The sequence below is a fragment of the Pseudomonas sp. Soil_N_39 genome (genome assembly GCF_057655955.1).
The window spans coordinates 88,833-110,075 of sequence record NZ_JBDGLI010000020.1; the positions used below are offsets into that span (position 1 = coordinate 88,833).

General features: G+C 58.1%; 20 protein-coding genes. 9 read left to right on the plus strand and 11 right to left on the minus strand.

Annotated elements, in window-relative coordinates:
* Positions 1 to 45 precede the first annotated feature (45 nt).
* From AC3A5O_RS24195 to AC3A5O_RS24210, 4 genes are read right to left on the minus strand one after another with little or no spacing between them, the layout of a single operon-like run.
* Entirely contained in the window at positions 46 to 267 is a 222-nt protein-coding gene (locus tag AC3A5O_RS24195) for a formate dehydrogenase subunit delta (RefSeq protein ID WP_122565699.1), read from the minus strand.
* Positions 264 to 3,140, minus strand: a complete 2,877-nt coding sequence (gene fdhF, locus AC3A5O_RS24200; protein WP_487753834.1) for a formate dehydrogenase subunit alpha — start codon at positions 3,138 to 3,140, stop codon at positions 264 to 266. The genes AC3A5O_RS24195 and fdhF overlap by 4 nt, the downstream gene beginning before the upstream one ends.
* On the minus strand, positions 3,137 to 4,696 hold the full coding sequence (locus AC3A5O_RS24205; RefSeq protein ID WP_305481726.1) for a formate dehydrogenase beta subunit: 1,560 nt from the start codon (positions 4,694 to 4,696) through the stop codon (positions 3,137 to 3,139). Before AC3A5O_RS24205 ends, fdhF begins: the two co-directional genes overlap by 4 nt.
* Positions 4,690 to 5,172 carry a formate dehydrogenase subunit gamma gene (locus AC3A5O_RS24210; RefSeq protein ID WP_060741915.1) on the minus strand — a complete coding sequence of 161 codons (483 nt, stop codon included), beginning with the start codon at positions 5,170 to 5,172 and terminating at the stop codon, positions 4,690 to 4,692. Before AC3A5O_RS24210 ends, AC3A5O_RS24205 begins: the two co-directional genes overlap by 7 nt.
* A 447-nt stretch (positions 5,173 to 5,619) precedes the next feature.
* Here AC3A5O_RS24210 and AC3A5O_RS24215 point away from each other — a divergent pair, with 447 nt between their 5' ends.
* The 3 genes from AC3A5O_RS24215 to AC3A5O_RS24225 are packed head-to-tail and all read left to right on the plus strand — an operon-like array spanning position 5,620 to position 10,329.
* Positions 5,620 to 7,104: a DUF6531 domain-containing protein gene (locus AC3A5O_RS24215; protein ID WP_305481727.1), complete on the plus strand. Its 1,485-nt coding sequence runs from the start codon at positions 5,620 to 5,622 to the stop codon at positions 7,102 to 7,104.
* Between the two features lie 17 nt (positions 7,105 to 7,121).
* Entirely contained in the window at positions 7,122 to 9,812 is a 2,691-nt protein-coding gene (locus AC3A5O_RS24220) for an RHS repeat-associated core domain-containing protein (protein ID WP_305481728.1), read from the plus strand.
* Positions 9,799 to 10,329, plus strand: coding sequence for a hypothetical protein (locus AC3A5O_RS24225; protein ID WP_487753835.1), 531 nt, complete (start codon positions 9,799 to 9,801; stop codon positions 10,327 to 10,329). The genes AC3A5O_RS24220 and AC3A5O_RS24225 overlap by 14 nt, the downstream gene beginning before the upstream one ends.
* A 193-nt stretch (positions 10,330 to 10,522) precedes the next feature.
* On the opposite strand, the gene AC3A5O_RS24230 is transcribed toward AC3A5O_RS24225, so the two are convergent.
* Entirely contained in the window at positions 10,523 to 11,032 is a 510-nt protein-coding gene (locus AC3A5O_RS24230; RefSeq protein WP_487753836.1) for a hypothetical protein, read from the minus strand.
* Here AC3A5O_RS24230 and AC3A5O_RS24235 point away from each other — a divergent pair.
* The 3 genes from AC3A5O_RS24235 (at position 11,015) to AC3A5O_RS24245 (ending at position 13,441) form a co-directional block, all read left to right on the plus strand.
* Positions 11,015 to 12,166, plus strand: a complete 1,152-nt coding sequence (locus AC3A5O_RS24235; RefSeq protein ID WP_487753837.1) for an FAD-binding oxidoreductase — start codon at positions 11,015 to 11,017, stop codon at positions 12,164 to 12,166. The genes AC3A5O_RS24230 and AC3A5O_RS24235 overlap by 18 nt on opposite strands.
* 151 nt (positions 12,167 to 12,317) lie before the next feature.
* On the plus strand, positions 12,318 to 13,244 hold the full coding sequence (locus AC3A5O_RS24240) for a hypothetical protein (RefSeq protein WP_122565705.1): 927 nt from the start codon (positions 12,318 to 12,320) through the stop codon (positions 13,242 to 13,244).
* 35 nt (positions 13,245 to 13,279) lie between these two features.
* A complete protein-coding gene (locus tag AC3A5O_RS24245; RefSeq protein WP_122565706.1) occupies positions 13,280 to 13,441 on the plus strand; it encodes a DUF2986 domain-containing protein in 162 nt (53 codons plus the stop codon).
* Between the two features lie 23 nt (positions 13,442 to 13,464).
* On the opposite strand, the gene AC3A5O_RS24250 is transcribed toward AC3A5O_RS24245, so the two are convergent.
* From AC3A5O_RS24250 to AC3A5O_RS24260, 3 genes are all read right to left on the minus strand, one after another.
* A complete protein-coding gene (locus AC3A5O_RS24250) occupies positions 13,465 to 14,181 on the minus strand; it encodes a class I SAM-dependent methyltransferase (protein ID WP_305481733.1) in 717 nt (238 codons plus the stop codon).
* Positions 14,182 to 14,361: 180 nt separating this feature from the next.
* Positions 14,362 to 15,009: a DUF998 domain-containing protein gene (locus AC3A5O_RS24255; protein ID WP_305481734.1), complete on the minus strand. Its 648-nt coding sequence runs from the start codon at positions 15,007 to 15,009 to the stop codon at positions 14,362 to 14,364.
* Positions 15,010 to 15,073: 64 nt separating this feature from the next.
* The gene (locus AC3A5O_RS24260; protein ID WP_122565709.1) at positions 15,074 to 15,379 is read right to left on the minus strand and encodes an NIPSNAP family protein; all 306 of its coding nucleotides are present in this window, start codon (positions 15,377 to 15,379) and stop codon (positions 15,074 to 15,076) included.
* 78 nt (positions 15,380 to 15,457) lie between these two features.
* On the opposite strand from AC3A5O_RS24260, the gene AC3A5O_RS24265 reads away from it, so the two are divergent.
* From AC3A5O_RS24265 to AC3A5O_RS24275, 3 genes are all read left to right on the plus strand, one after another.
* Positions 15,458 to 15,751, plus strand: a complete 294-nt coding sequence (locus tag AC3A5O_RS24265; protein ID WP_122565710.1) for a hypothetical protein — start codon at positions 15,458 to 15,460, stop codon at positions 15,749 to 15,751.
* A gap of 38 nt (positions 15,752 to 15,789) precedes the next feature.
* A complete protein-coding gene (locus tag AC3A5O_RS24270) occupies positions 15,790 to 16,356 on the plus strand; it encodes a DUF6630 family protein (protein ID WP_487753838.1) in 567 nt (188 codons plus the stop codon).
* Positions 16,357 to 16,452: 96 nt separating this feature from the next.
* Entirely contained in the window at positions 16,453 to 18,219 is a 1,767-nt protein-coding gene (locus tag AC3A5O_RS24275) for a S8/S53 family peptidase (protein ID WP_487753839.1), read from the plus strand.
* Between the two features lie 65 nt (positions 18,220 to 18,284).
* Here AC3A5O_RS24275 and AC3A5O_RS24280 read toward each other — a convergent pair whose 3' ends face one another.
* The 3 genes from AC3A5O_RS24280 to AC3A5O_RS24290 all read right to left on the minus strand — a co-directional run.
* Positions 18,285 to 18,998, minus strand: a complete 714-nt coding sequence (locus tag AC3A5O_RS24280; protein ID WP_487753840.1) for a class I SAM-dependent methyltransferase — start codon at positions 18,996 to 18,998, stop codon at positions 18,285 to 18,287.
* Positions 18,999 to 19,071: 73 nt separating this feature from the next.
* Complete coding sequence (locus tag AC3A5O_RS24285) at positions 19,072 to 19,614, minus strand: dihydrofolate reductase family protein (RefSeq protein ID WP_122565714.1); 543 nt, start codon at positions 19,612 to 19,614, stop codon at positions 19,072 to 19,074.
* Positions 19,615 to 20,367: 753 nt separating this feature from the next.
* On the minus strand, positions 20,368 to 21,243 hold an 876-nt coding region (locus tag AC3A5O_RS24290), incomplete at its 5' end, for an MFS transporter (protein ID WP_487753841.1).

Consider the following 21,243-nt stretch of genomic DNA (forward strand, 5'->3'; position numbering starts at 1 on the left):
CACCTGATAAGCGCAACGCAGATAACTTGGCGCCAGTAAATTGCGCTAGCTCGTCCCCTCCGGCTCCACCAACGCAGCCAGTACCAGGGGGTGCAGGACAGCCTCCGGATGTTTCTCCTGCCATCCCCCCAGCTCCCGGCGCATGCCCGGCGTCCAGAAGTTTTTCATATGCTGGCGCACGCCATTCACCGCCAGCGCATGGTCCGGTTCGCTGGAGAAGTACTGCGCGATCTGGTTGGCCATCTTGATCAAGCTGTCAGAACTCATCGGCGTACCTCGGCTTTCTCGGCTTGACGACGCTCGCGCAGCAGGCGGCCTTGTTCATCACTGAAGGCCTGGTAACGCTTCTGCCATTCCGAAGGCTGGCTGACCCGCACGATCTCCACCGCTGTCACCTTGTATTCCGGGCAGTTGGTGGCCCAGTCGGAGTTGTCGGTGGTAATCACGTTGGCGCCCGATTCCGGGAAGTGGAACGTGGTGTAGACCACACCCGGTGCCACCCGCTCGGTCACCCGCGCGCGCAGTACAGTCTGCCCGGCACGGCTGCCGATACCGACCCAGTCTTCGTCGACGATCCCGCGGTTCTCGGCATCGGTCGGATGGATTTCCAGGCGGTCCTCCTCGTGCCAGGCCACGTTTTCGGTGCGCCGGGTTTGGGCGCCAACGTTGTACTGGCTGAGGATGCGGCCAGTGGTCAGCAGCAGCGGATAGCGGTTGTTGACCTTCTCCTCGGTGGGCACGTAGCCGGTGAGCATGAAGCGGCCCTTGCCGCGCACGAACTGCTCGATGTGCATGGTCGGCGTGCCGTCCGGCGCGGCATCGTTGCAAGGCCATTGCAGGCTGCCGTGGCGCTCCAGTTCAGCGTAGCTGACGCGGGTGAATGTGGGTGTCAGGCGCGCGATCTCATCCATGATTTCGGAAGGATGGTTGTAGTGCATCTTGTAGCCCAGGGCATCGGCCAGGGCGATGGTGGCTTCCCAGTCGGCCTTGCCAGCCAATGGGTCCATCACCTTGCGAACACGGGAGATGCGGCGTTCGGCGTTGGTAAAGGTGCCGTCCTTCTCAAGGAACGAGCTGCCCGGCAGGAACACGTGGGCGAACTTGGCGGTCTCGTTGAGGAAGATGTCCTGGACGATCACGCATTCCAACGCGGACAGCGCAGCCGTCACATGCTGGGTGTTGGGGTCGCTCTGGGCGATGTCTTCACCTTGGCAATAAAGCGCCTTGAAGGTGCCGTCCAGCGCCGCTTCGAACATGTTCGGGATACGCAGGCCCGGGTCGGGTTGCAGGGTGACGTTCCAGGCCTGCTCGAACTCGGCGCGGACCGCGTCGTTGGAAACGTGCCGGTAGCCGGGCAGCTCGTGGGGAAACGAGCCCATGTCGCAGGAGCCTTGGACGTTGTTCTGCCCACGCAACGGGTTCACCCCGACACCTTCGCGACCGATGTTGCCGGTGGCCATGGCCAGGTTGGCGATGCCCATGACCGAGGTGCTGCCTTGGCTGTGCTCGGTGACGCCGAGGCCGTAGTAGATGGCTGCGTTGCCGCCGGTTGCGTAGAGCCGTGCGGCGGCGCGGATCTGCTCGGCAGGCACACCGCAAACCGGGCCCAGGACCTCGGGCGAGTTTTCCGGCAGGCTGACGAAATCGCGCCAGCGGGCGAAGTCCGTCGCCTCGCAGCGGGCCTCGACAAACGGCTGGTCAATCAGGCCTTCGGTGGCAATGACATGGGCCAGCGCGTTGAGCATCGCCACGTTGGTGCCGGGGCGTAGTTGCAAGTGCAGCTCGGCGCGGGCGTGAGGCGAATCCACCAGGTCGATGCGCCGTGGGTCGATGACAATCAGTCGCGCGCCCTGGCGCAGGCGCCGCTTGAGCTGGGAGCCGAACACCGGGTGCGCGTCGGTGGGGTTGGCGCCCATCACCATGATCACGTCGGCCTTCATCACCGAGTCGAAATTCTGGGTCCCGGCGGACTCGCCCAGGGTCTGCTTGAGGCCGTAACCGGTCGGCGAATGGCAGACACGGGCACAGGTGTCGACGTTGTTGTTGCCGAACGCGGTGCGCACCAGTTTCTGCACCAGGTAGGTTTCTTCGTTGGTGCAGCGGCTGGAGGTGATGCCGCCGATGGAGTCGCGCCCGTACTTGAGCTGGATCCGGCGCAGTTCGCTGGCGGCGTAGGTGACCGCCTCGTCCCAGCTGACTTCCTGCCACGGATCATTGATGTGCTTGCGGATCATCGGTTTGGTGATGCGGTCCGGGTGCGTGGCGTAGCCCCAGGCGAAGCGGCCCTTGACGCAGGAGTGGCCGTGGTTGGCCTGGCCGTTCTTGTCCGGGACCATACGCACCAGTTGTTCGCCTTTCATCTCGGCACGGAACGAGCAACCCACGCCACAGTAGGCGCACGTGGTGATGACGCTACGCTCCGGCTGGCCGATCTCGACGACGCTCTTGTCGATCAGGGTCGCCGTCGGGCACGCCTGCACGCAGGCGCCGCAGGATACGCATTCGGAATCGAGGAAGTTGTCACCGCCGGCCGCTTCCACCCGGGAATCGAAGCCGCGCCCGGTGATCGTCAGGGCGAAGGTGCCCTGGATTTCCTCACAGGCACGCACGCAGCGGCTGCAGACGATGCACTTGCTCGGGTCGTAATCGAAATACGGGTTGGAAACGTCCTTGGTCTCGTCCAGGTGGTTGGCACCTTCGTAGCCATAGCGCACTTCACGCAGGCCCACCTGCCCCGCCACGGTCTGCAATTCGCAGTTGCCATTGGCCGAGCAGGTCAGGCAGTCCAGCGGGTGGTCGGAAATGTACAGCTCCATCACGTTGCGGCGCAGTGTGGCGAGCTTGGAGGTTTGCGTGCGCACCACCATGCCCTCGGTCACCGGCGTGGTGCAGGACGCGGGATAACCGCGCATGCCGTCGATTTCCACCAGGCACATGCGGCAGGAGCCGAAGGCTTCCAGGCTGTCGGTGGCGCAGAGCTTGGGAATGGTGGTGCCGAGCAAGGCTGCGGCACGCATGACCGAGGTGCCGGAGGCGACGCTGATTTCGCGCCCGTCGATGGTCAGGCTGACCTGCACGTCGCTTTCACGCGCCGGGGTGCCCAGGTCGATATCGGTGCTGGGATCGAAGATGGTGATCATTGGTCGGCCTCCGTGGTCGCCAGACCGAAGTCGGCGGGGAAATGCTTGAGGGCGCTGGCGACAGGGTAGGACGTCATCCCACCGAGGGCACAGAGCGAACCGTATTGCAGGGTGTCGCACAGGTCCTGCAACAGCAGGGCCTGTTCCTGGCGGGCACCGGCTTCGGTGCTGGCGATCAGGCGATCCACCACTTCCACCCCACGGGTGGAGCCGATCCGGCACGGCGTGCACTTGCCGCAGGATTCCTCGGCGCAGAACTGCAAGGCGAACCGGGCCATCCGGGCCATGTCCAGGCTGTCGTCGGCAACCACCACGCCGCCGTGGCCGAGCATCGCGCCCATGGCGGCGAACGCTTCGTAGTCCAGCGGCGTATCGAATTGCGAAGGTGGCACCCAGGCGCCCAACGGCCCGCCCACTTGCGCGGCCTTCAGCGGCCGACCGCTGGCGGTTCCACCGCCGTAACCTTCCACCAACTCTCGCAGGCTCAGGCCGAAGGCGCGTTCCACCAGGCCGCCGTGACGGACGTTGCCGGCCAGTTGGAACGGCATCGTGCCCAGGGAGCGGCCCATGCCAAAGTCGCGATAGAACTGCGCGCCCTTCTCCAGGATGATCGGCACCGAAGTCAGGGTCAGCACGTTATGCACCAGCGTCGGCAACCCGAACAGGCCTTGCAGCGCCGGCAGCGGCGGCTTGGCGCGCACTGTGCCGCGCTTGCCCTCGAGGGATTCCAGCAGCGCCGTCTCTTCGCCACAGATATAGGCACCGGCGCCGACCCGCACGTCCAGCTCGAAGGTGTGACCACTGCCGCCGACGTTCGCCCCCAGGTAACCGGCCTCACGGGCGATGTGCAGCGCGTCGTTCAGCGTACTGACCGCGTCCGGGTACTCCGAGCGTACATAGATATAGCCCATCGTCGCGCCTACGGCGATGCCAGCGATGATCATGCCTTCGATCAGCAGGAAAGGGTCGCCTTCCATCAGCATGCGGTCGGCAAACGTGCCGGAGTCGCCTTCGTCGGCGTTGCAGACCACGTACTTCTGCGGCCCCTGAGCATCGCGCACAGTGCGCCACTTGATGCCCGCCGGGAACGCCGCGCCACCCCGGCCGCGCAGGCCAGAATCCAGCACGCTGGCGACGACATCCGCGCCATCCATCTGGATGGACCGGGCCAGGCCCAAGAAGCCACCCCGGGCACGGTAGTCGTCCAGGGACAGTGGTTGCGTAATGCCGGCGCGAGCGAACAACAGGCGCTGTTGGCTCTTGAGATAAGGAATTTCCTCCACCGGCCCCAGGGCCAGCGGATGGCTGCCGGGATCGCCTGCCAGCGCATCCAGCAGGCCCGGCACATCGGCCGGCGTGACAGGGCCGAAGCCCAGCCGGACGCCGGCGTTATCCAGCTCCACCAGCGGCTCCAGCCAATAGAGGCCACGGGAACTGGTGCGCAACACCGTCAGCGGCAGTTGGCGACGTTCAGCCTCACGGACCAATGCATCAGCCACCTTGTCCGCGCCCACGGCACGGGCCACCGAATCGCGGGGGATACAGAGCGTCAGCATGCGCCCTCCTCCATGCAGTCATTCACCAACTGACGCAGACGCTCGGGCGTGATCCGGGCATGCAACTCCCCGTCCAGTTCCAGGGCCGGCGAGCAGACGCAGGCGCCCAGGCAATAGACCGGCCGCAGGCTGATGCTCCCATCGGCGCTGGTGCCATGGTCGTCCAGCGCCAATTGCTCGCGCAACTGCGCAGCCAGGGCTTCGGCGCCCATGCTCTTGCAGGATTCGGCCCGGCACAGGCGCAGGGTATGGCGCGCCGGCGGCGTAGTGCGAAAATCGTGGTAGAAACTGATGACCCCGCGCACTTCAGCCAGGCTGAGGTTCAGGGCGTGGGCGATCTCCGGGACCGCGCTGTCGGGGACATACCCGCAGCCTGCCTGGATGGCATGGAGAATAGGCAGCAAGGCACCGGGGGTGTCCTTTTCGCGCGCTAGCACGCTATGGATCAAAGGCAGGTGAAGCGTCTCATCGGGCATAAAGTACCTCGGCATCTCGAACGCCACCGCCGCATAGCGGCAGCCGTCCGGAGTCTTGGCTGCGGCGTCCGGCCCACGTCACGGTAGCGTGGCACATCCGATCGCCATTCTCGCTCTCCGGCCAGTGTCTTGGCGCACTTGGTCCGGGGCATCCTCACAGCTTGCCACTCCCGGGGGTTGGCGATTGCACATGGACGACGAAACGTGTTCTGAAAGCGACTAGGCGTAAAAAGTTGTTCTGTGTCCGCGGGAGGTGAAATACACAAGTGATTGTAGGCGACGCGCAGCGATCGGTGGCTATTGGCCGTTTTCCTGACTGCCAGCGTGGCGAGTGCTTTGCTGGATCACAACATAAGGTTACAACACTATATATATGTATCGTTTTACAGCGATCAATCTCGCCATGATTCAGGAGGACAACAACCTGACACCAGAAGGAATCCTGGAATGCTACGCAAGCAGCTTTTAACGTACTCATTACTGCTCTTATCACTTACAGCAAACTTCCATACCTTGGCAGAAGAATACTATTGGACGATTCAGCAAATCCCGGAACACCTCCAAGAGCGACAGCCCTCACCCGAATTGGCTTGTAGATGGTTACATGAAGAGTATGAAGAAATCTGGAATTACACACCTGCGGTAGCCACGGAGGACGATCACATCTGGCATTGCCACATGATATATGGCAAGGATCCGTTAAACGACTCTTATGGCGCAGTAGCCATTCTCCGCAGCGGCAACACATGTAGCGAAAACCAACAATTCAATAAGACCTCAGGCCAATGCGAGGCTCAAGGCGTCGACAGTGGCTGCCCCTTGAGCCTGGCGGGAAACCCAATAAATTTCGCGACAGGCTACAAAATACAAACAGAAAACGATTACTCAACTGTGCATTCACACCCAAGCGCAAATCCACTCGATTTTTCAAGATTCTACAGAAGCGTTGATGGAGTATGGCGGCATAGTTATTCGTCTAGGCTCAGCCTCGAAGAAAACTTGATCACGCTTATTAATCTTGATGGAAGTCGATCCTTTTTTGAAAAAAAGGGAACGTCTTATGAGGCTAGGCCACCCGAAACAGGAACGCTCGTCTATCAGTCGGACCGTTGGAGCTATCACGCCCCCAATAATCGCTCACTTGAATTTGATAGTAACGGAAGGTTAATTGCGCTTATTAAATCAGGTAGCGAGCTGAGCATTGCCTATTTAGACAACATTGCGACCGTCACTGATGGCTTCGGCAAAACCTTAAAATTTACCGAGGACACGTTAAAACAACCTCTTATCGTTACTGCGGGCGACGTAAGCATTAGCTATACCTACAACAATTACAAACAGCTAACCTCCATGACCAAAACCTATCCGACCCATACGGAGAATAAACAATACCTCTACGAGGACCCGAAAGATAGCAGACTGCTGACCGGCATTATTGATGAGCGCGGGGTACGTTATGCCACATGGACTTATGATGCTCAAGGGCGCGCCATTACGAGTGAACACGCGACGGGTATAGAAAAAATCTCTGTCGGCTACAACCCTGACGGGTCATCGACGGTAATCAACGCACTGGGTAAAGAAACACGATATCAATTCGAATTGATTCAAGGTGTCAAACGCATAAAATCTATTGCAGGTCTTCCATCGGCCAACTGTCCCGATAGCAACTCAACTTTCACCTACGACACCCGCGGTCGGCTGACAACAAAAACAGACAACAATGGCAATATAACCACCTATCTCTATAACGACCGAGGCCTGGAGATCTCTCGCACGGAAGCGAGCGGCACTTCTCAAGCAAGAACGATCACCACCGAATGGCACCCGACGCTGTATTCCCCAGTGCGCATCAACGAAGCGGATCGCTCCATTCAATACACCTATGACACTCAAGGGCGCCAGCTCAGTAAAACAATCATTTCACGTTAATTCAGAAGGATCTGAATATGAATACATTGACAGGCAAGGTTGCTCTGTTCGCTCTCGCTTTGGGCGGAACCATTACCACCCTTCCTCTTTGCCAAGCTGCCGAACGTGGTTGGTCGTTCACCTATAATACCCAGGGGCAGCTGGGGTCGTCAGATGGGCCCCGAACAGATGTAAGTGACATTACCCGCTATGAATACGATGCCAAAGGACATCTGGCACGCATTATCAACGCGCTCGGGCATACCACCACATTTTCCAACTTTGACGCCGCCGGCAACCCTAAGACAGTTGTCGATTCCAATGGTGTTATTACAAACCTGACCTATGCACCACAAGGCTGGGTGAGGTCGCTGAGTACCGCTACCGGCACTGTTCGCCTTGAACACAATGCCGTGGGCGACATCACCAAGATCATTCGCGCAGACAATAGCTGGTCGACTTACACCTGGGACGACGCAAGGCGGCTCATTCGAGTGACCAATAACGCAGGGGAACAGATCGAATTTGATCTCGACCCGATGGGGAACCGGACTGCGGTACGGATCAAGGACAAGGCCGGTCATCTGACCAGACAACATCAATGGGTGTATGACGAACTGGGGCGCTTGCTGCGTTCAGTGGGTGCTGCCGGCCACACAAGCCGGACACAGTACGACCTCAACGATAATCCGATCGCGCTGACCAATCCTCGCAATCACAGCCATCAACGGGCCTTTGACTCACTGAACCGATGGGTGACGAATACTGACCCGCTTAATGGCATCACTCAACTTGAGTACGACGTTCAAGATAACCTCACGCAAGTCCGCGACCCACGTGGTGTAACCACTCAATATCAATACGACGGCCTGGGAAACCTGACGCGGGTGAACAGCCCTGACAGCGGCGCCACTCACTACCAGCACGATGCCGCAGGCAACGTGACGCAACAGGTGGACGCGCGTGGTGTGGTCACGACTTTTACCTACGATGCGCTCAATCGCCTGACCGCCCGCCGCTATCCGACGAACCCGGCACTGGACGTTCAGTTCCACTACGATTCGATTGCCGCCGGTAACAAAGGCATCGGCCGACTGACAGCCGTGGAGGACGTCAACGGGGTACTGAATTACACCTACGACGCCCAAGGCAACGTTACAGCCCAGCGGCAAACAGCGCCCGCAAACACAGCGACTCAGCCAGAACAAATCGGCTATGGATACGATGTCGCCAATCGGTTGAGCAGGATCGATTATCCAACAGGTTTCAGCATCGTCTACTCGCGCAACACCACAGGACAAATCAGCCAAGTACAAATTCGGCAGGGCACGGGGCAGCCGGCCGCGTTCGCCAGCAACATCACGTATCAACCTTTCGGTCCGCTTAAAAACCTGACCTGGGCCAACGGGACTACGCTTCAACGTACCTACGATCTGGACCACCGGCTGACCGCTCAAACCGTTGCAGGCCAGAGCAACGCCTATACCTACGACGGCCAGGGAAACATGACTCAAATGCAACGCGACTCAGTCGACAACCATGGCTACAGCTATGACCCGCTGGATCGCCTGATAGGAGAATCTACTGCTTTCAACCGGATGACTTACGTTTATGATCCCGCGGGTAACCGCACCCGAAAAGCGCTCAGCACGTTGATTGACGGCGAGTTGCGTGTCACCGCTGGCACGTCTTATCAATATGGGGCGAGCAACAATCGGTTGACGCAGGCAGGCACCCACTCGGTAGACTTCGACGCGGCAGGCAACCTGACCGCAGACCGCGCCAATCGTCAGTTTTCCTACGACGAGCAGAATCGCCTGAGCAAAGTGAAAATCAAGGGTGCTGTCAAGGCTCGGTTCCGCTACAACGCTTTCGGCCAACGAACCAAAAAAATCACCTCCCAAGGCACTACAACATTTATCTACGGGTTGAGTGGTGAACTTCTTGGCGCGCACGTATTCGATAACCAAGGCAAGAAGCTGAGCAGTCAGTTTTATATCTGGCTCGAAGGGGTGCCCTTGGGCGGGATCAGTGTGAGCTACGGTGCAACGGGCGCGCCAGCAAACAGCGCCGCGTTCTACCTCCATAGCGACCACCTCAACACACCGCGAATCGCAACGAACGCGGCGCGAACAAAGATATGGGAGTGGGTTTCCGATGCATTTGGTACAAAGGAAGCCAGCGGACAACTGGAAATCAACCTGCGCTTTCCCGGTCAGTACTACGACGTCGAGACTGGACTCCACTATAACTATTTTCGTGATTACAACCCGAAAACTGGACGCTACATGCAGAGCGATCCGATTGGTTTGGCGGGTGGGCTTAACACCTACAGTTATGTAAATGGCAACCCGCTGAAATACGTTGACCCGTTAGGTTTGGAATCTATTTTTGAGTGGTCCGCAAAAGCTGAAACCGAAGCGCAAAATAGTAAATTGCCTGGCATGCACAATGGGCCTCAAGATGCATATAGACATTGTGTTGCATCCTGCATGATTGCCTCATCGAACTGGGGAGAAACGGTAAGTCAGCTAGCAGGCTGGGCAAATGAAATATCAAATTTCGGGCAAAATCCCAGCGAAAGAGCCATGGATGACTTTAACAACCAAGCGGGCATATGCGCAGCCAAGGGCAACAACTCTCCTGAAAACTGCCCCCAAAACTGCATGACATTTCTTAACAATGGAATCTTAAGGACAGAGGCAAGCTCTGAAGGTGCATACTATTAATACCTTTCTTAAACTCTCGAAAACATCAGCAGCACTGATTGCTCTGGTGACTGTGGTTTTTGCTACCATTGGACTCAGATACCAAGAACCCGTGAACATTGAACGGGCTTGCGCGGACTCTCCACCCCTGCTAATAAACAACTTCAATAGCTGCAGCTTTGTTGATCAGACTTTGAGCCTCCTTGAAACGGAAGGCTACAAGCCTGTAATTCTAGAAAACTCAGAAGAAAACAGTGGTCTTCTGCGAAAAAAATTCTCTTTAAAAATATTTGAAGTACCCAACTACAAAATAGATAACAGCACCGGCCCTGCGCAATTCAGCTTTATAAATGGACGATTATTTGCCATCTCCTACTTTCCGAAAGCATCAGACGCCGTATTCGAAAGGCATCCAGCAAGTAAATCCGAGGCACTGACTGTAAAACACCTGACCAACCACCAAGGATTGAAATACATATCATGGTCAAACAATTACCTTGAAACCTATATAACTTGGTGGATATCGAGGTTCTCATAAAGGCTAGCATGTGAGTTACTAAACGTTACGGCTTGCCCCAAGCCGTAACGTTTCTTTAGAGGTATTTGAGCGCCCGGTTTCAACGCAGCAGCAGTTCTTACCAGCCCATGGATCGCCAAGAAAAAAGAACTTCCGCCTCGCCACAAAGCAACACATCCTGACCAGAATACCCACGCCGAAATGACCTATCCATCTACCCTCGCTTAAGCTTCCTGAACACCTGCGGCTCCCAAACTCGCATCGCCAGCAACAACGCAGTCCCACGTTTCTCTGACAGCGGCGCGCTCAACGATTCGTTGTGAAGCGCCGCCAGTTTGCTGCGCAACTTGTGGATTTCGACCTGCAACTGGGCGTAAGCGGGCTTGGTCAGCATGCCATGGGCAAAGTGCAGGGTTTCATCGGGGGCGTCGAATCGGCTCGCCATGAAATCCGGCAAACCCTGGCGCAGGAAGAACCCTCGGATAGGGCCGTCCGGTAGCCAATCGAAATCCCGCGCGACCAGCAACCTGATGCGATTTCCCGGCTTCAGGTCGGCCAGGCCCATCCGCTCCAACACCAACAAATGCTTGATGCACTCGGCTTTTGACACGCAGTAGGCAGACACCATGTCTTCCAGTGACCAGTGATTCAGCGCACACACCGCCACCAGCAGCAGATTGCCACCGAAGACAGCCTGCACCTCGATATGCGTCAGTTCAATCAAGTCATCCGCTATTCGCCTGAGCACAAGGTCATACGCGTACAGTCAGGGATGCGCTGGCGCCACCTTCAGACCGTCATCGACCCGGACGATCTTTCGGTAAAGATCATGCAGAGCTATGCCAACTTCACCGTCGGTGGGGCGTTGTCAGTCAACGCTCATGGGCGTTACGTCGGTGCCGGCCCGATGAGCAACTCGGTACGCGCCCTGCAACTGGTGCTCGCCGACGGTTCAGTCGTGGAAACCTCTCGCAGCACAAATACCGACCTGTTTCACGCAGCCATCGGTGGCTATGGCGCGATGGGCGTCATCACCGAAATCGAATTGGACCTGGCATCCAACGTCACGATGGAGCGCCAGGTACACCACATGCCGGTTGCCGATTACCCCAAGTTCTTCAATGACCAGATCCGCGGAAACGACCAGGCAATCCTGCACAACGCCGATCTGGCGCCGCCCTATTTTGACCAAGCCACCGCCATCACCTGGTGCACCACGGAAAAAGCGCTGACCGTCGAAGATCGACTGGTTGCACCAGGGCAATCGTACACATTCGATCAAACCATCCTGTGGGGCGTGGCCAGACTCCCCGGCGGCCCGTTGATTCGCAAGGATGTGGTCGATCCATTGCGCTACCTCAGCCACCCGGTGGTACGCCGTAATTACGAGGCTAGTCGGGACGTCGCCTCACTTGGACCGATCGCTACACGCAACAGCACCTACGCGTTGCAGGAATATTTTGTACCGGTGGCTCACCTCAACGCATTTGTCATACAAATGGCCGATCTACTCAAGGCCCATGACGTCGATGCCATCAACGTCTCCATCCGGCATGCGCCACCTGCCCCTGACTCGTGCCTGTCCTGGGCACGGGAGGAAGTTTTTTCATTCGTACTTTATTACTGGCAACACGTTGGCGTGGCTGACCGCGAGAAGGTCGGCGTATGGACACGCGAACTGATCGATATTGCCCTGGCGTTTGGGGGCACCTACTACCTGCCCTATCAGTTGCATGCAACACGAGAACAGTTCTCCCGGGCCTATCCCGGCGCACAACGATTGTTCGCACTCAAAGCACGGTTCGATCCGCAGAAGCGATTCCGGAACAAGCTCTGGGATAAGTATTACGTGGGATAGCGCGGCCGAAGAACAGGGGCCAGTCCACTGATCCATTCCCACAACAAGCCTCGACTGCCGTCACGCCACAAGGCGCCAAATCATCACTATGCTACCCATCAGGGCGATGAGTCAGGAACGACCAGCCGATGCGTTCTATCAAGGAGACGGGATGATGCAGGAAGCAACCACTGGACTCGAAAAGCAGATCGATGTTGCAACAAAACTGCTCTCCCTCTGCGCCAAAATCGGATTACTGATTGGCGGCACGTGCATTGTCAGTTATCTCTTGGGCAACGGCCATTACCCACAGGGCGTCTCCATTGGAGACAGTATGTTATTTCTGGTCGCGGCGTTTTGCTTTGGGCTGGTGTGTGTTTATTTTTCAGTCTCCGTCACCGCGGCCGGGGTGTTGCTTTCCCCGTTCTTCATTCCCGCGCTTAGAGGCTTCGCCTGGCTACATGGAAAAGTCACCCGTAAAAAAACCATACTGGAATTCAAACGACCGAAAATTACATTCCTCTCGGTGTTTTTTGGAATATGCGGCGCAGTGACCATTTATCTCCTTACCCGCAGAAGCCCCTTGGAACACATCCCGCTTATCCTTCTGCCCGTTTTTCAGTACATCGTTTACTCAGCCTATCTGGAGCAGAACAAGAAAATAAAAGCAGCGCTTGAGGTCGGCGGTTCGGAACATCATGAGCACAAGCCCCACGCAGAAATGAAACCCTTGAAAAAAACCAGGGCGATGATTGTCTGTGTCATCCTCCTGACGCCCCTGCTCATGGGTGGCGTGACCTCGGACTTGCTGCAAGCGGCCATGCGCTTCGCGCAAATACGCATAGAAAGGGCCACGATTCTGGTGAAACCGCCTTACGCCAACCTGTTGCCAGCCCCTAAGGATTCCCCGCTGGAAAACTACAAACGCTTTGAAAATGCGACGGTGATTTTCCGAGGCGTGGGCAACTCGACGCTCATTGAAATGCGCACCGAAGAAACGGCGATCCGGTTGGAGATTCCAAATGACTCGATCATCATCGAGCGCCGGGTGAAGCCCGTTGCCAACATCAGGAAAAATCCTGAGAAAACCGAAAGCTGATACCATCCAAACATTGACACGCTGAGCAGAACGACATGAATCGCCGCAAGAAAATAAACCAGTTATTGAAGGCTAACGCCAAAAAGGCCAGTGCCAAGCTGGCACCCAAAAGCAAGAATCAGTACATCAGTAAAGCCGACCGACTGAAACTGGCGGCTGAAACCAGTGACGCGCCCATCACGCTCCCGGAAAGCTGATCCACGTCGCTTAAGCTCCATCCTCAGGCCGTTTTACACGTTAACCAGGCGCTCCAGAAAAGACTGCTGAAGAACCGGGTAGCACTGCCGAATCCTGCATCACTCAACAGTTTTTGAACTGCGGCCTCGGAATGTGGAGGATCGGCACCTTGAAGAATTTTCCCAAGCTTGACCGTCACTTCTTCCGGGCTGGCGCCATGCTGTCGCCACCGTTGCCCCCAGGCCGCGAGGAGTAACGGCTGGCTGGCATACGCATATTGGTTTGCGGCGACAATCAGCGGCGCGCCCGGCTTCAGATGTACCTGGATGGACCGTAATATTTTCAGCTTAGCTTCATCCCCATCGAGATGATGGAGTACACCGATCAAGGTAGCAGCATCGTACGACCCGTTTGCTACCAAGTCTTCCACATGCCCAAGATGCATGGCGGTTCTTTCAAGCAAGTTGTTTGCGACTAACTGCTGCTTCGCGGCCTCCAGCATAGGCCCGGACGGATCGACGGCAGTGAAATGCCAGCCCGGTTCAAGCTTGGCCATTGCAATGATCTCCTGCGCCGTACCGCCGGCACCCACCACCAGTATTTTCGCCGAGCTCACGTTTCCAAGGGTCGCCGCCAGCATGCACGCCGCCAGGTCCTGACAGGCGTCGTACCCAGCGAGCGCAATGCGGCTCTGCCGGGCGTACTCATTAGCCCGTGAAGTATCAAATTTTTCCGCTGAATTAAACGAGGATGATTTCAAAGCGCAGTTCTCCGTGTTCTGGAATCAAGCTACGCCTCGCTTGGGAATAATAAAAATTCATTAATTTTATGCCCGGCATTCCCATAAGGAATAACGATTTCCATCGGCAGAATTTTGCATGGTCAGCCAGTTGCGGTTCTCGATAAATATGGAAATACGAATATACATTTCCCTTATGCTTTATCGGACGCGCGCGGCCTTCATATCAGCCTTATCCTTTAGGGCAACGACGGCCAAGGACCCAATCCAGACCACCGAAACCCCGTAATTGAACCGCTGGTACAAGCCGAACAGATGACCGTCGGCCAGTGCCGTCACCATCAGCATAACCGTCACGATGGCCAGGATGACGCAGCTCGCCGAGAACATGGCAAACTTGGACGACGACAGCAGCGACTTGCCCAGGCGCATCCACAGCGCACCCGCCAGGGTAAGCGAGATGAACATCACCAGCCCCGCAAGGTTGTGGCTCTGTTGCGAGACCGACGGTTCAATCGGCGCACAGCCTTGATCGCAGGGAAAATAGCCGGCCGTGAAGCTTGCCAACCCATGGACGAAAATCAGGGCTGCGCTAAGCAAGGCCATCCGCGAAGCCTTGAACCGTCTCGCCACGCCTATTGCGAAAAGCACGAACATCGCACCCAGTGGAAAATTGTTCACCCAGGCAGAGAAGCTGTGGGTTGGGGCTCCAACAGCGCCTAGTTGGCTCATGGCTTGATCCAGATGGCTATAGCCTGGGTAGGCCCGCGCGGTCAGTGCGACACCCAAAAACAGCCAGAAGGGAATCAATATTCCGCAGCCTAGCAAAGCACGATCAATGGTTTTCATGGTGTGACACTCCTTGTCGTTGTGATGTCCGTTTAGGGTGATGCGAAACTCAAGCGTCAACCGCTCACTCAAGGACAGGGCGCAGGAAACTACGCTCATAGCTCAGAATGAATCGCTGTTCCGTCGCCTGGCGAACCAATTCGACGCACGCCGGATCCAATTCAGCTTCCCGTCGATATTTTTCATATTCGGCCAAGCTGGAAAAGCTGAACAGGCAATAGGCGATATTGTTGGCGCCCTCGGCGGGGAGAAAGTAGCCATGATGGTTTCCCCCCATTCGAGTCACCACTTCAATCCATTGGCGCGAGTAGCTTTCGAAAGCAGGGATCTGGTAAGGGTCAATAACGTACCGGACATGGCAAGTGATCACAGGCTCAATCCTTTGAAATCTGGAAAAACGGATTCTACACAGGATACGCAATCAATCATCAACCGGGATCGAAACACCATGGATGAACGCCAAGCAGCCATCAAGAACAAGATCCGCGCCGTGGTGACGAGTAACGAATCCGACGAGATCACCTATCGATCAGAGTGGCTCGGTTATCTGCCCTTCCCGGTTTTTCATTGGATTGAATACCAGGGTGAAAGCTTTTCAAGCGACTTCCCCTTTGATTGGACCCTTGAGGATCTGGTGAGCCTTGAGCGGACGGGATTCTTGGAAACACTGGAAGCTTACGAAAACCCGGAAGATCCTTTTGATCGGGATATCAGGTATCGCGTTCACGTGGAATGCGTATAACGGTAGGCTGAAGGAAATGGACAAACCAAGGAAAGGAAATGGGCATTCTTGATCGCTTGTTCGGCGGCCGCTTTACCCTGCCGCCACCGGAGGAAACAACTGTCAGCGACGCGGCGATCATGCGGGAGCTGCATCCCTATCGCGCCGAACTCAAGACACTTGTTCAAACCATGCTGGCCCGCATGCCAGAAGGCGAACGCGCCAGGCTGGTCAGGCGTGTGATGCGCCTATACGGTTCGGGCCAAGAGCCGGCTACTGCGCTGGTGGAAGGATTGCTGGATGCAGACCGGGGCCAGAAGCTCGAACACCTGGCTTTGCTAGGTGTCGACTGGAGAGGCTTTGATGGTTTCGAGTATCTGGTGCCCTATCTGGTCAGCGCCAGCGGGGTAAAAGAAGTTTATCCCTACCGCTATGAGGGCACTCTGTCGATGTCGGAGACGCTGGCGAGTTTCGACCAATGGCTGGCGGCATTCGACAAACGCTACCTGCACCTGGACTCCGGTGGCGATGAATACGTCGGGTTCATCGCCGATGCCGACCAGGTCGAAGCCATGATCGAACTCGCACGCCAGGCAGGTGTTGAAGTGCGCCTCGAGAGCTTCTGAACCGGAACGGGTCTTCGCTGAGTAGCGTTATCCCGCTGAACGAAGCGAGCCACGTAACAGTCGGAGCAACAAGACCCTCGGCAAAGAAACCTGGCCATGCTCCTACGATCCACTGCCCTCGCTGCGTTGTTCACCTTGGCTGTCGGCACGGCGACCGCGGCGCCGGAACCGCTGCGCCTGGAAAGTCTGAAACGCTGCGGCGACCTGCTGCAAAGCCAGCACCAGGACTGGTGCCTGACAGCGCGCGGAATGGGCGATGGAGCGCCGCAACTGAAGCTAGGGGCAAAGGCGATACCCGCAGACACGGTCCAGCGCGAAGGGGAAAACCTGCGCGTGCGCCTGGACACCGCCGATTACCAAAGCGGCCCGCTTTGGCTGGAGGACGGTCCACGCACCAGCAATGCCGCCTGGCTGACCCTGCGCAACAGTCACGTGCTGGCCGCCGGGCCGGACGAAGTGGCGAAGAACATGGACGGCCTGACCACCTACGTCGACCTGGTCAGCGTGCTGATCGAGGAAGACCGAGATGGCCGTCAGGAAGCCGAGCGCCTGGCCCACAAGTACGGCGCGAAAGTGGTCGGCAGCATCGCGCCCCTGAACCTGTACCAACTTCGCTTGCCGGCCAAGGATCTGGTGCAGCGTGACGCCTTGGTGCTGCGTTTGGGCAGCGAGACCAGCGTGGATGCCGTGGTCACCGAGGAGTCCTCGGCCGAAGAAACCGAACAGGCCCCTGCTCAGCCTGAAGAACCGAAGAAACCGGCCCTGGACTCCGACGAATGGGCGGCCAACCGCTTTCTCGATGCGGTGAACTATTACCAACGACGCATCCCCGGACGACAGCCGCCCATCCAGCCACAACCGGTGCGCATCGGCCTGATCGAGCGCGATGTGGATTTCGACACGACGGATTTCGCGGACTACCTCGGTGCCTGCTCGCCACCGCGCACCTGCGTCTACGCCCGTGATGCAAGCAAACCGGACAACCACGGCACGACTGTCGCCGGCATCCTTGCCGCACGCTGGGACGACAGCGGCAACACCGGCTTTCTCCGTGGCCTGGACAAGGCCAGCGGTGGCTTCGAGGTCATCGTCGAGCGCAATTCCGATGCCGGGATCACCGCCAACATCGCCGCCTCGGTCAACCTCGTGGAAGATGGCGTACGCGTGCTCAATTGGAGCTGGGGCATCCACCGCGTCGGCGCCAAGGATATCAAAGGCGATGACGTCGACTCGTTGCTACGCTCGGGCCTCGCCATGGGTGGCTACGAAGAACTGCTGGAAGAGTTTTTCCTTTGGCTGCGCAAGGAACATCCCGACGTCATAGTGGTGAATTCCGCCGGCAATGGATCTTCGTTCTCGGGCAGCGATGAATACCGCCTGCCCTCCTCCTTCATTACCGAACAATTGCTGGTGGTCGGCGGACACCAGCGCAGCGATCACACCGGCGTCTCCGTCGACGACCCGGCCTATGCGGTCAAACGTAGCTCCTCGAACATCGACATGCGCGTCGACATCACCGCCGCCGCGTGCACCCACGCCTCGACGACCAACGCCGGCCAGGACAGCGCCGTGCATTGCGGCACGTCCTACGCCACGCCCATGGTCGCGGGCCTGTTGGCGGCGATGCTGTCCATCAACCCGCAACTGCAACCCGAGCAGTTGCGCATGCTGCTACGCCGCAGCGCCATGACCATCGGCGATAACCACGATTTCGAACAGATGGACGCCGAAGACCTCACCGCGCCCATCCTGCCGTCGGAACGTCGTTACCAACTCAACGACAAAGACGTCGGCCGCTCGGCGCGACTGGACATGCAAAAGGCCCTGGATTTGGCTGCGCAAAGCCGTGATCGCGTGCGTTGAAAGTCAGGTGGACTGCACCAGCCAAAAAAAAGCAGGGGCTGGGCCGCTGTGCCGGAAGGTCACGGCTAACTCAAGACCATGTCTGCCTTGCGCGGGCAAAACCACCCATGCATCAGCCCCGCCTGGAAGAACTGCACCGGAGCCTCGAACCCGGCCGTCTCGATGAGGGCGGTGACCTGCTGTGGCGGCAGTATAGCCACGTCTCGGGCGTAGGCAGCACGGGCTCTCTCCAGCATTTGCGGCTCGACGCCTGCAGAGGACATCAATGTCATCCAGTTGCGTAACAACGCCTCATACGCCGGTGAATCGATGTCAGCGGCGAGATCGACGGATGCCAGTACTCCGCCCGGCTTAAGCCGACGGGCGATCTCGTGGAAGAACGCGATGCGTGCTTGTGGCTCGAGCAAAAACTGAGACACCAGAAAGCAGGTAGCACCGTCATGGCCAGGCTCGGCAGGCAGCGAGTCGAGGTAACCTTGGTGAAAGCTGCAACGCGAAAGGAAGCCTCCTTGTACCGCTTTCTGCCGGCAGATATCGAGCATGGTGCCCGAGGGGTCGACGGCAGTGAAATGCCAACCGGGGCAGCGCTTGGCCAGGTGGGCCAGTTCCGCACCGGTGCCCACGCCGACACAGAGAATCCGGGCATTTTCCGGTAACTCAGCGAAGAGAGCATCAAGCAAGGTGTACAGGGCGTCACGAATGGGTGCCATCCCCGCCCATTGCTTATCGTAGCCGGCTGCCTGCTGGTCGAATAAGGCCTTGAGTTCTTCATCGCGCATGGAGCACCTTCCTTTTCGTCGTGATGGGATGTACCGCGATGGATGCGGCGACGCGTCCAGTATCCCAGGGCTGTCAAGTCCCACCGGTGGTTCGGTAGGTGGATTGCACCAATCCCGAAGGAAAGCTGCGGCTGGATACGAGTTTCAAATCCAGATCCCGCTCAAGCCCGCCAAACAATGGCCGCCCTGAGCCAATCAACACGGGGATGGTAGTGAGCACCATATCGGTGACCAACCCTTCGCGCAGGAACGACTGCACCACCCGCCCACCATCTACATAGACACGCTGCACGCCTTGGCCCTCCAGCTCCGTCAGCAATTCCTTGGGGGCCAGGTTGGAAAAACGCAACTTGCCCTTCAACGCCTCGGGCACCGGCGATTCGGCCAACTGTTCGGACAGCACCACCACGGGCCGGTCGTAGAACCAGGTGTCGAAAGTCCGCACCTTCTCATAGCTCCCGCGGCCCATCACGATGACGTCCTTGTCGGCAATGAAAGCTGAATAGCCGTGGTCCTCGGAGGGGTCGTCGCGCTGTAGAAGCCAGTCGATGTCACCGTCGGGCCGGGCGATGAAGCCATCCAGGCTAGTGGCGATGAAGACATGGACGGTAGGCATTGGGGGGCTCCTTGGTCGTAATGGGTGTGGGGGTGTGATCGTGAGGTGAATGGTATCGATTCAGATGCGGATCGAATGTTTGATCAGGCGGCGGTTTCGGCCAAAAGCATGAAGGTTTGCCTGGACACGAACGCACCCGGCTTGCTCAGCGACGCCACACCCGTCCGTCATCGCTCACCACCCAAGGTGATTGATCAGCAAGAATACGCACCCCGCCGACCCAACGCTCTGCTGGCGCGTAATCGAGCCAGTTGATATGTCCGCGCAGCATTTGCTCGCCCAAGACAGTAATACGAACAAGGCGCCTCTGCCATTCGCCTCCCGACTGTTCGTACACCAGGGGATATGGCGCATCGATCAACGGTCGTAGCAGCGCATGGAACATCTCCTCACCGAGCGAGCGTCGTTGCAACCAGAGCCAGGGGAGCAAGCTAGCAGTGGATCAGCTACTGCCCTGGCAATTTGAAGCGTGCCGGCCATAAGGCTGAAAACCGCCATCGCCCGTTTTTGATTGTGTTCAGACTTCGGATTTTGGAATAACTCTGCGAGGCTTCGAACATACGCGACCAGGCCCTCTTCATAGGGTTCCTTTGTCGGATCTGGCTGGCGACCTATTTCAGGCAATAAAGCCGCAGAAGACATCCGTCCTCGTATCCCTTCAGGTGTGATGTGTTCAGATATCGCCGAATGGCATCTTCGATTCAATTCACCGATTGAAGGAAAGCTAATCGTTACTGAATATACAAAGCCGGATCAAATGTGCAGCGCCGGCCTGACCTGGGCACCGCCACCAGCAGAAGGAACCCGGACACGCCACGCAATCAGCAACGCGGCCAGCAGCATCAGCACGGCCGCCGCTACGAATACGCCTGCGCTGCCACCGAGGCTGAACACCGCACCGCCAGCGGCGGCGCCTGTTGCGATGGCCGACTGCACAGAGGCCACCACCATCCCCCCGGCGCTTTCCGCCTGGTCAGGTATTGCGCTGGCGACCCAGTTCGACCACGCCACCGGCACACCACCAAAGGCCAGTCCCCAGACCGCCAGCAGTACCACTTGCCCCGGCACCGAGGCCGGCAACAGAACCAACGCCAGTGCGGCAACGCCCACCAGCGCGGGCATCAACACCAAGGTGGCCAGTGGGTGACGCTCAAGCAGCCACCCGGCCAACAGCGTGCCGCCGAAGTTCGCCACACCGAAACCCAGCAGCATCAGTGACAGCCCTTGCGGGCCGATGCCGGTAGTGCCCTCGAGAAATGGCCGAACGTAGGTGAACATCGCGAAATGGCCGCTGTGCACCAGCACACAACCGAACATACCCATGGCGATGCCCGGGCGTCGCAACACTTCGAGTACGGTGCGCAGGCGTGCCGGCGTGCGCGGCGCAAGGCGCGGCAGCGTGAACGACTGGAAAGCCAGGGTCACCACACCGACCGCCGCCGCTGCAAAGAACGCGCTGCGCCAGCCATATAAGCCGCCCAGGTAACTGCCCAGCGGGACCGCAACCACCGTCCCGACGGCAATGCCGCTGAAAATAATCGAGAGCGCTCGGGGCAACAACGCCCCCGGTACCAAGCGCATCGCCACCGCTGCCGCCATGCTCCAGAATCCGCCGAGGGCGATACCCAG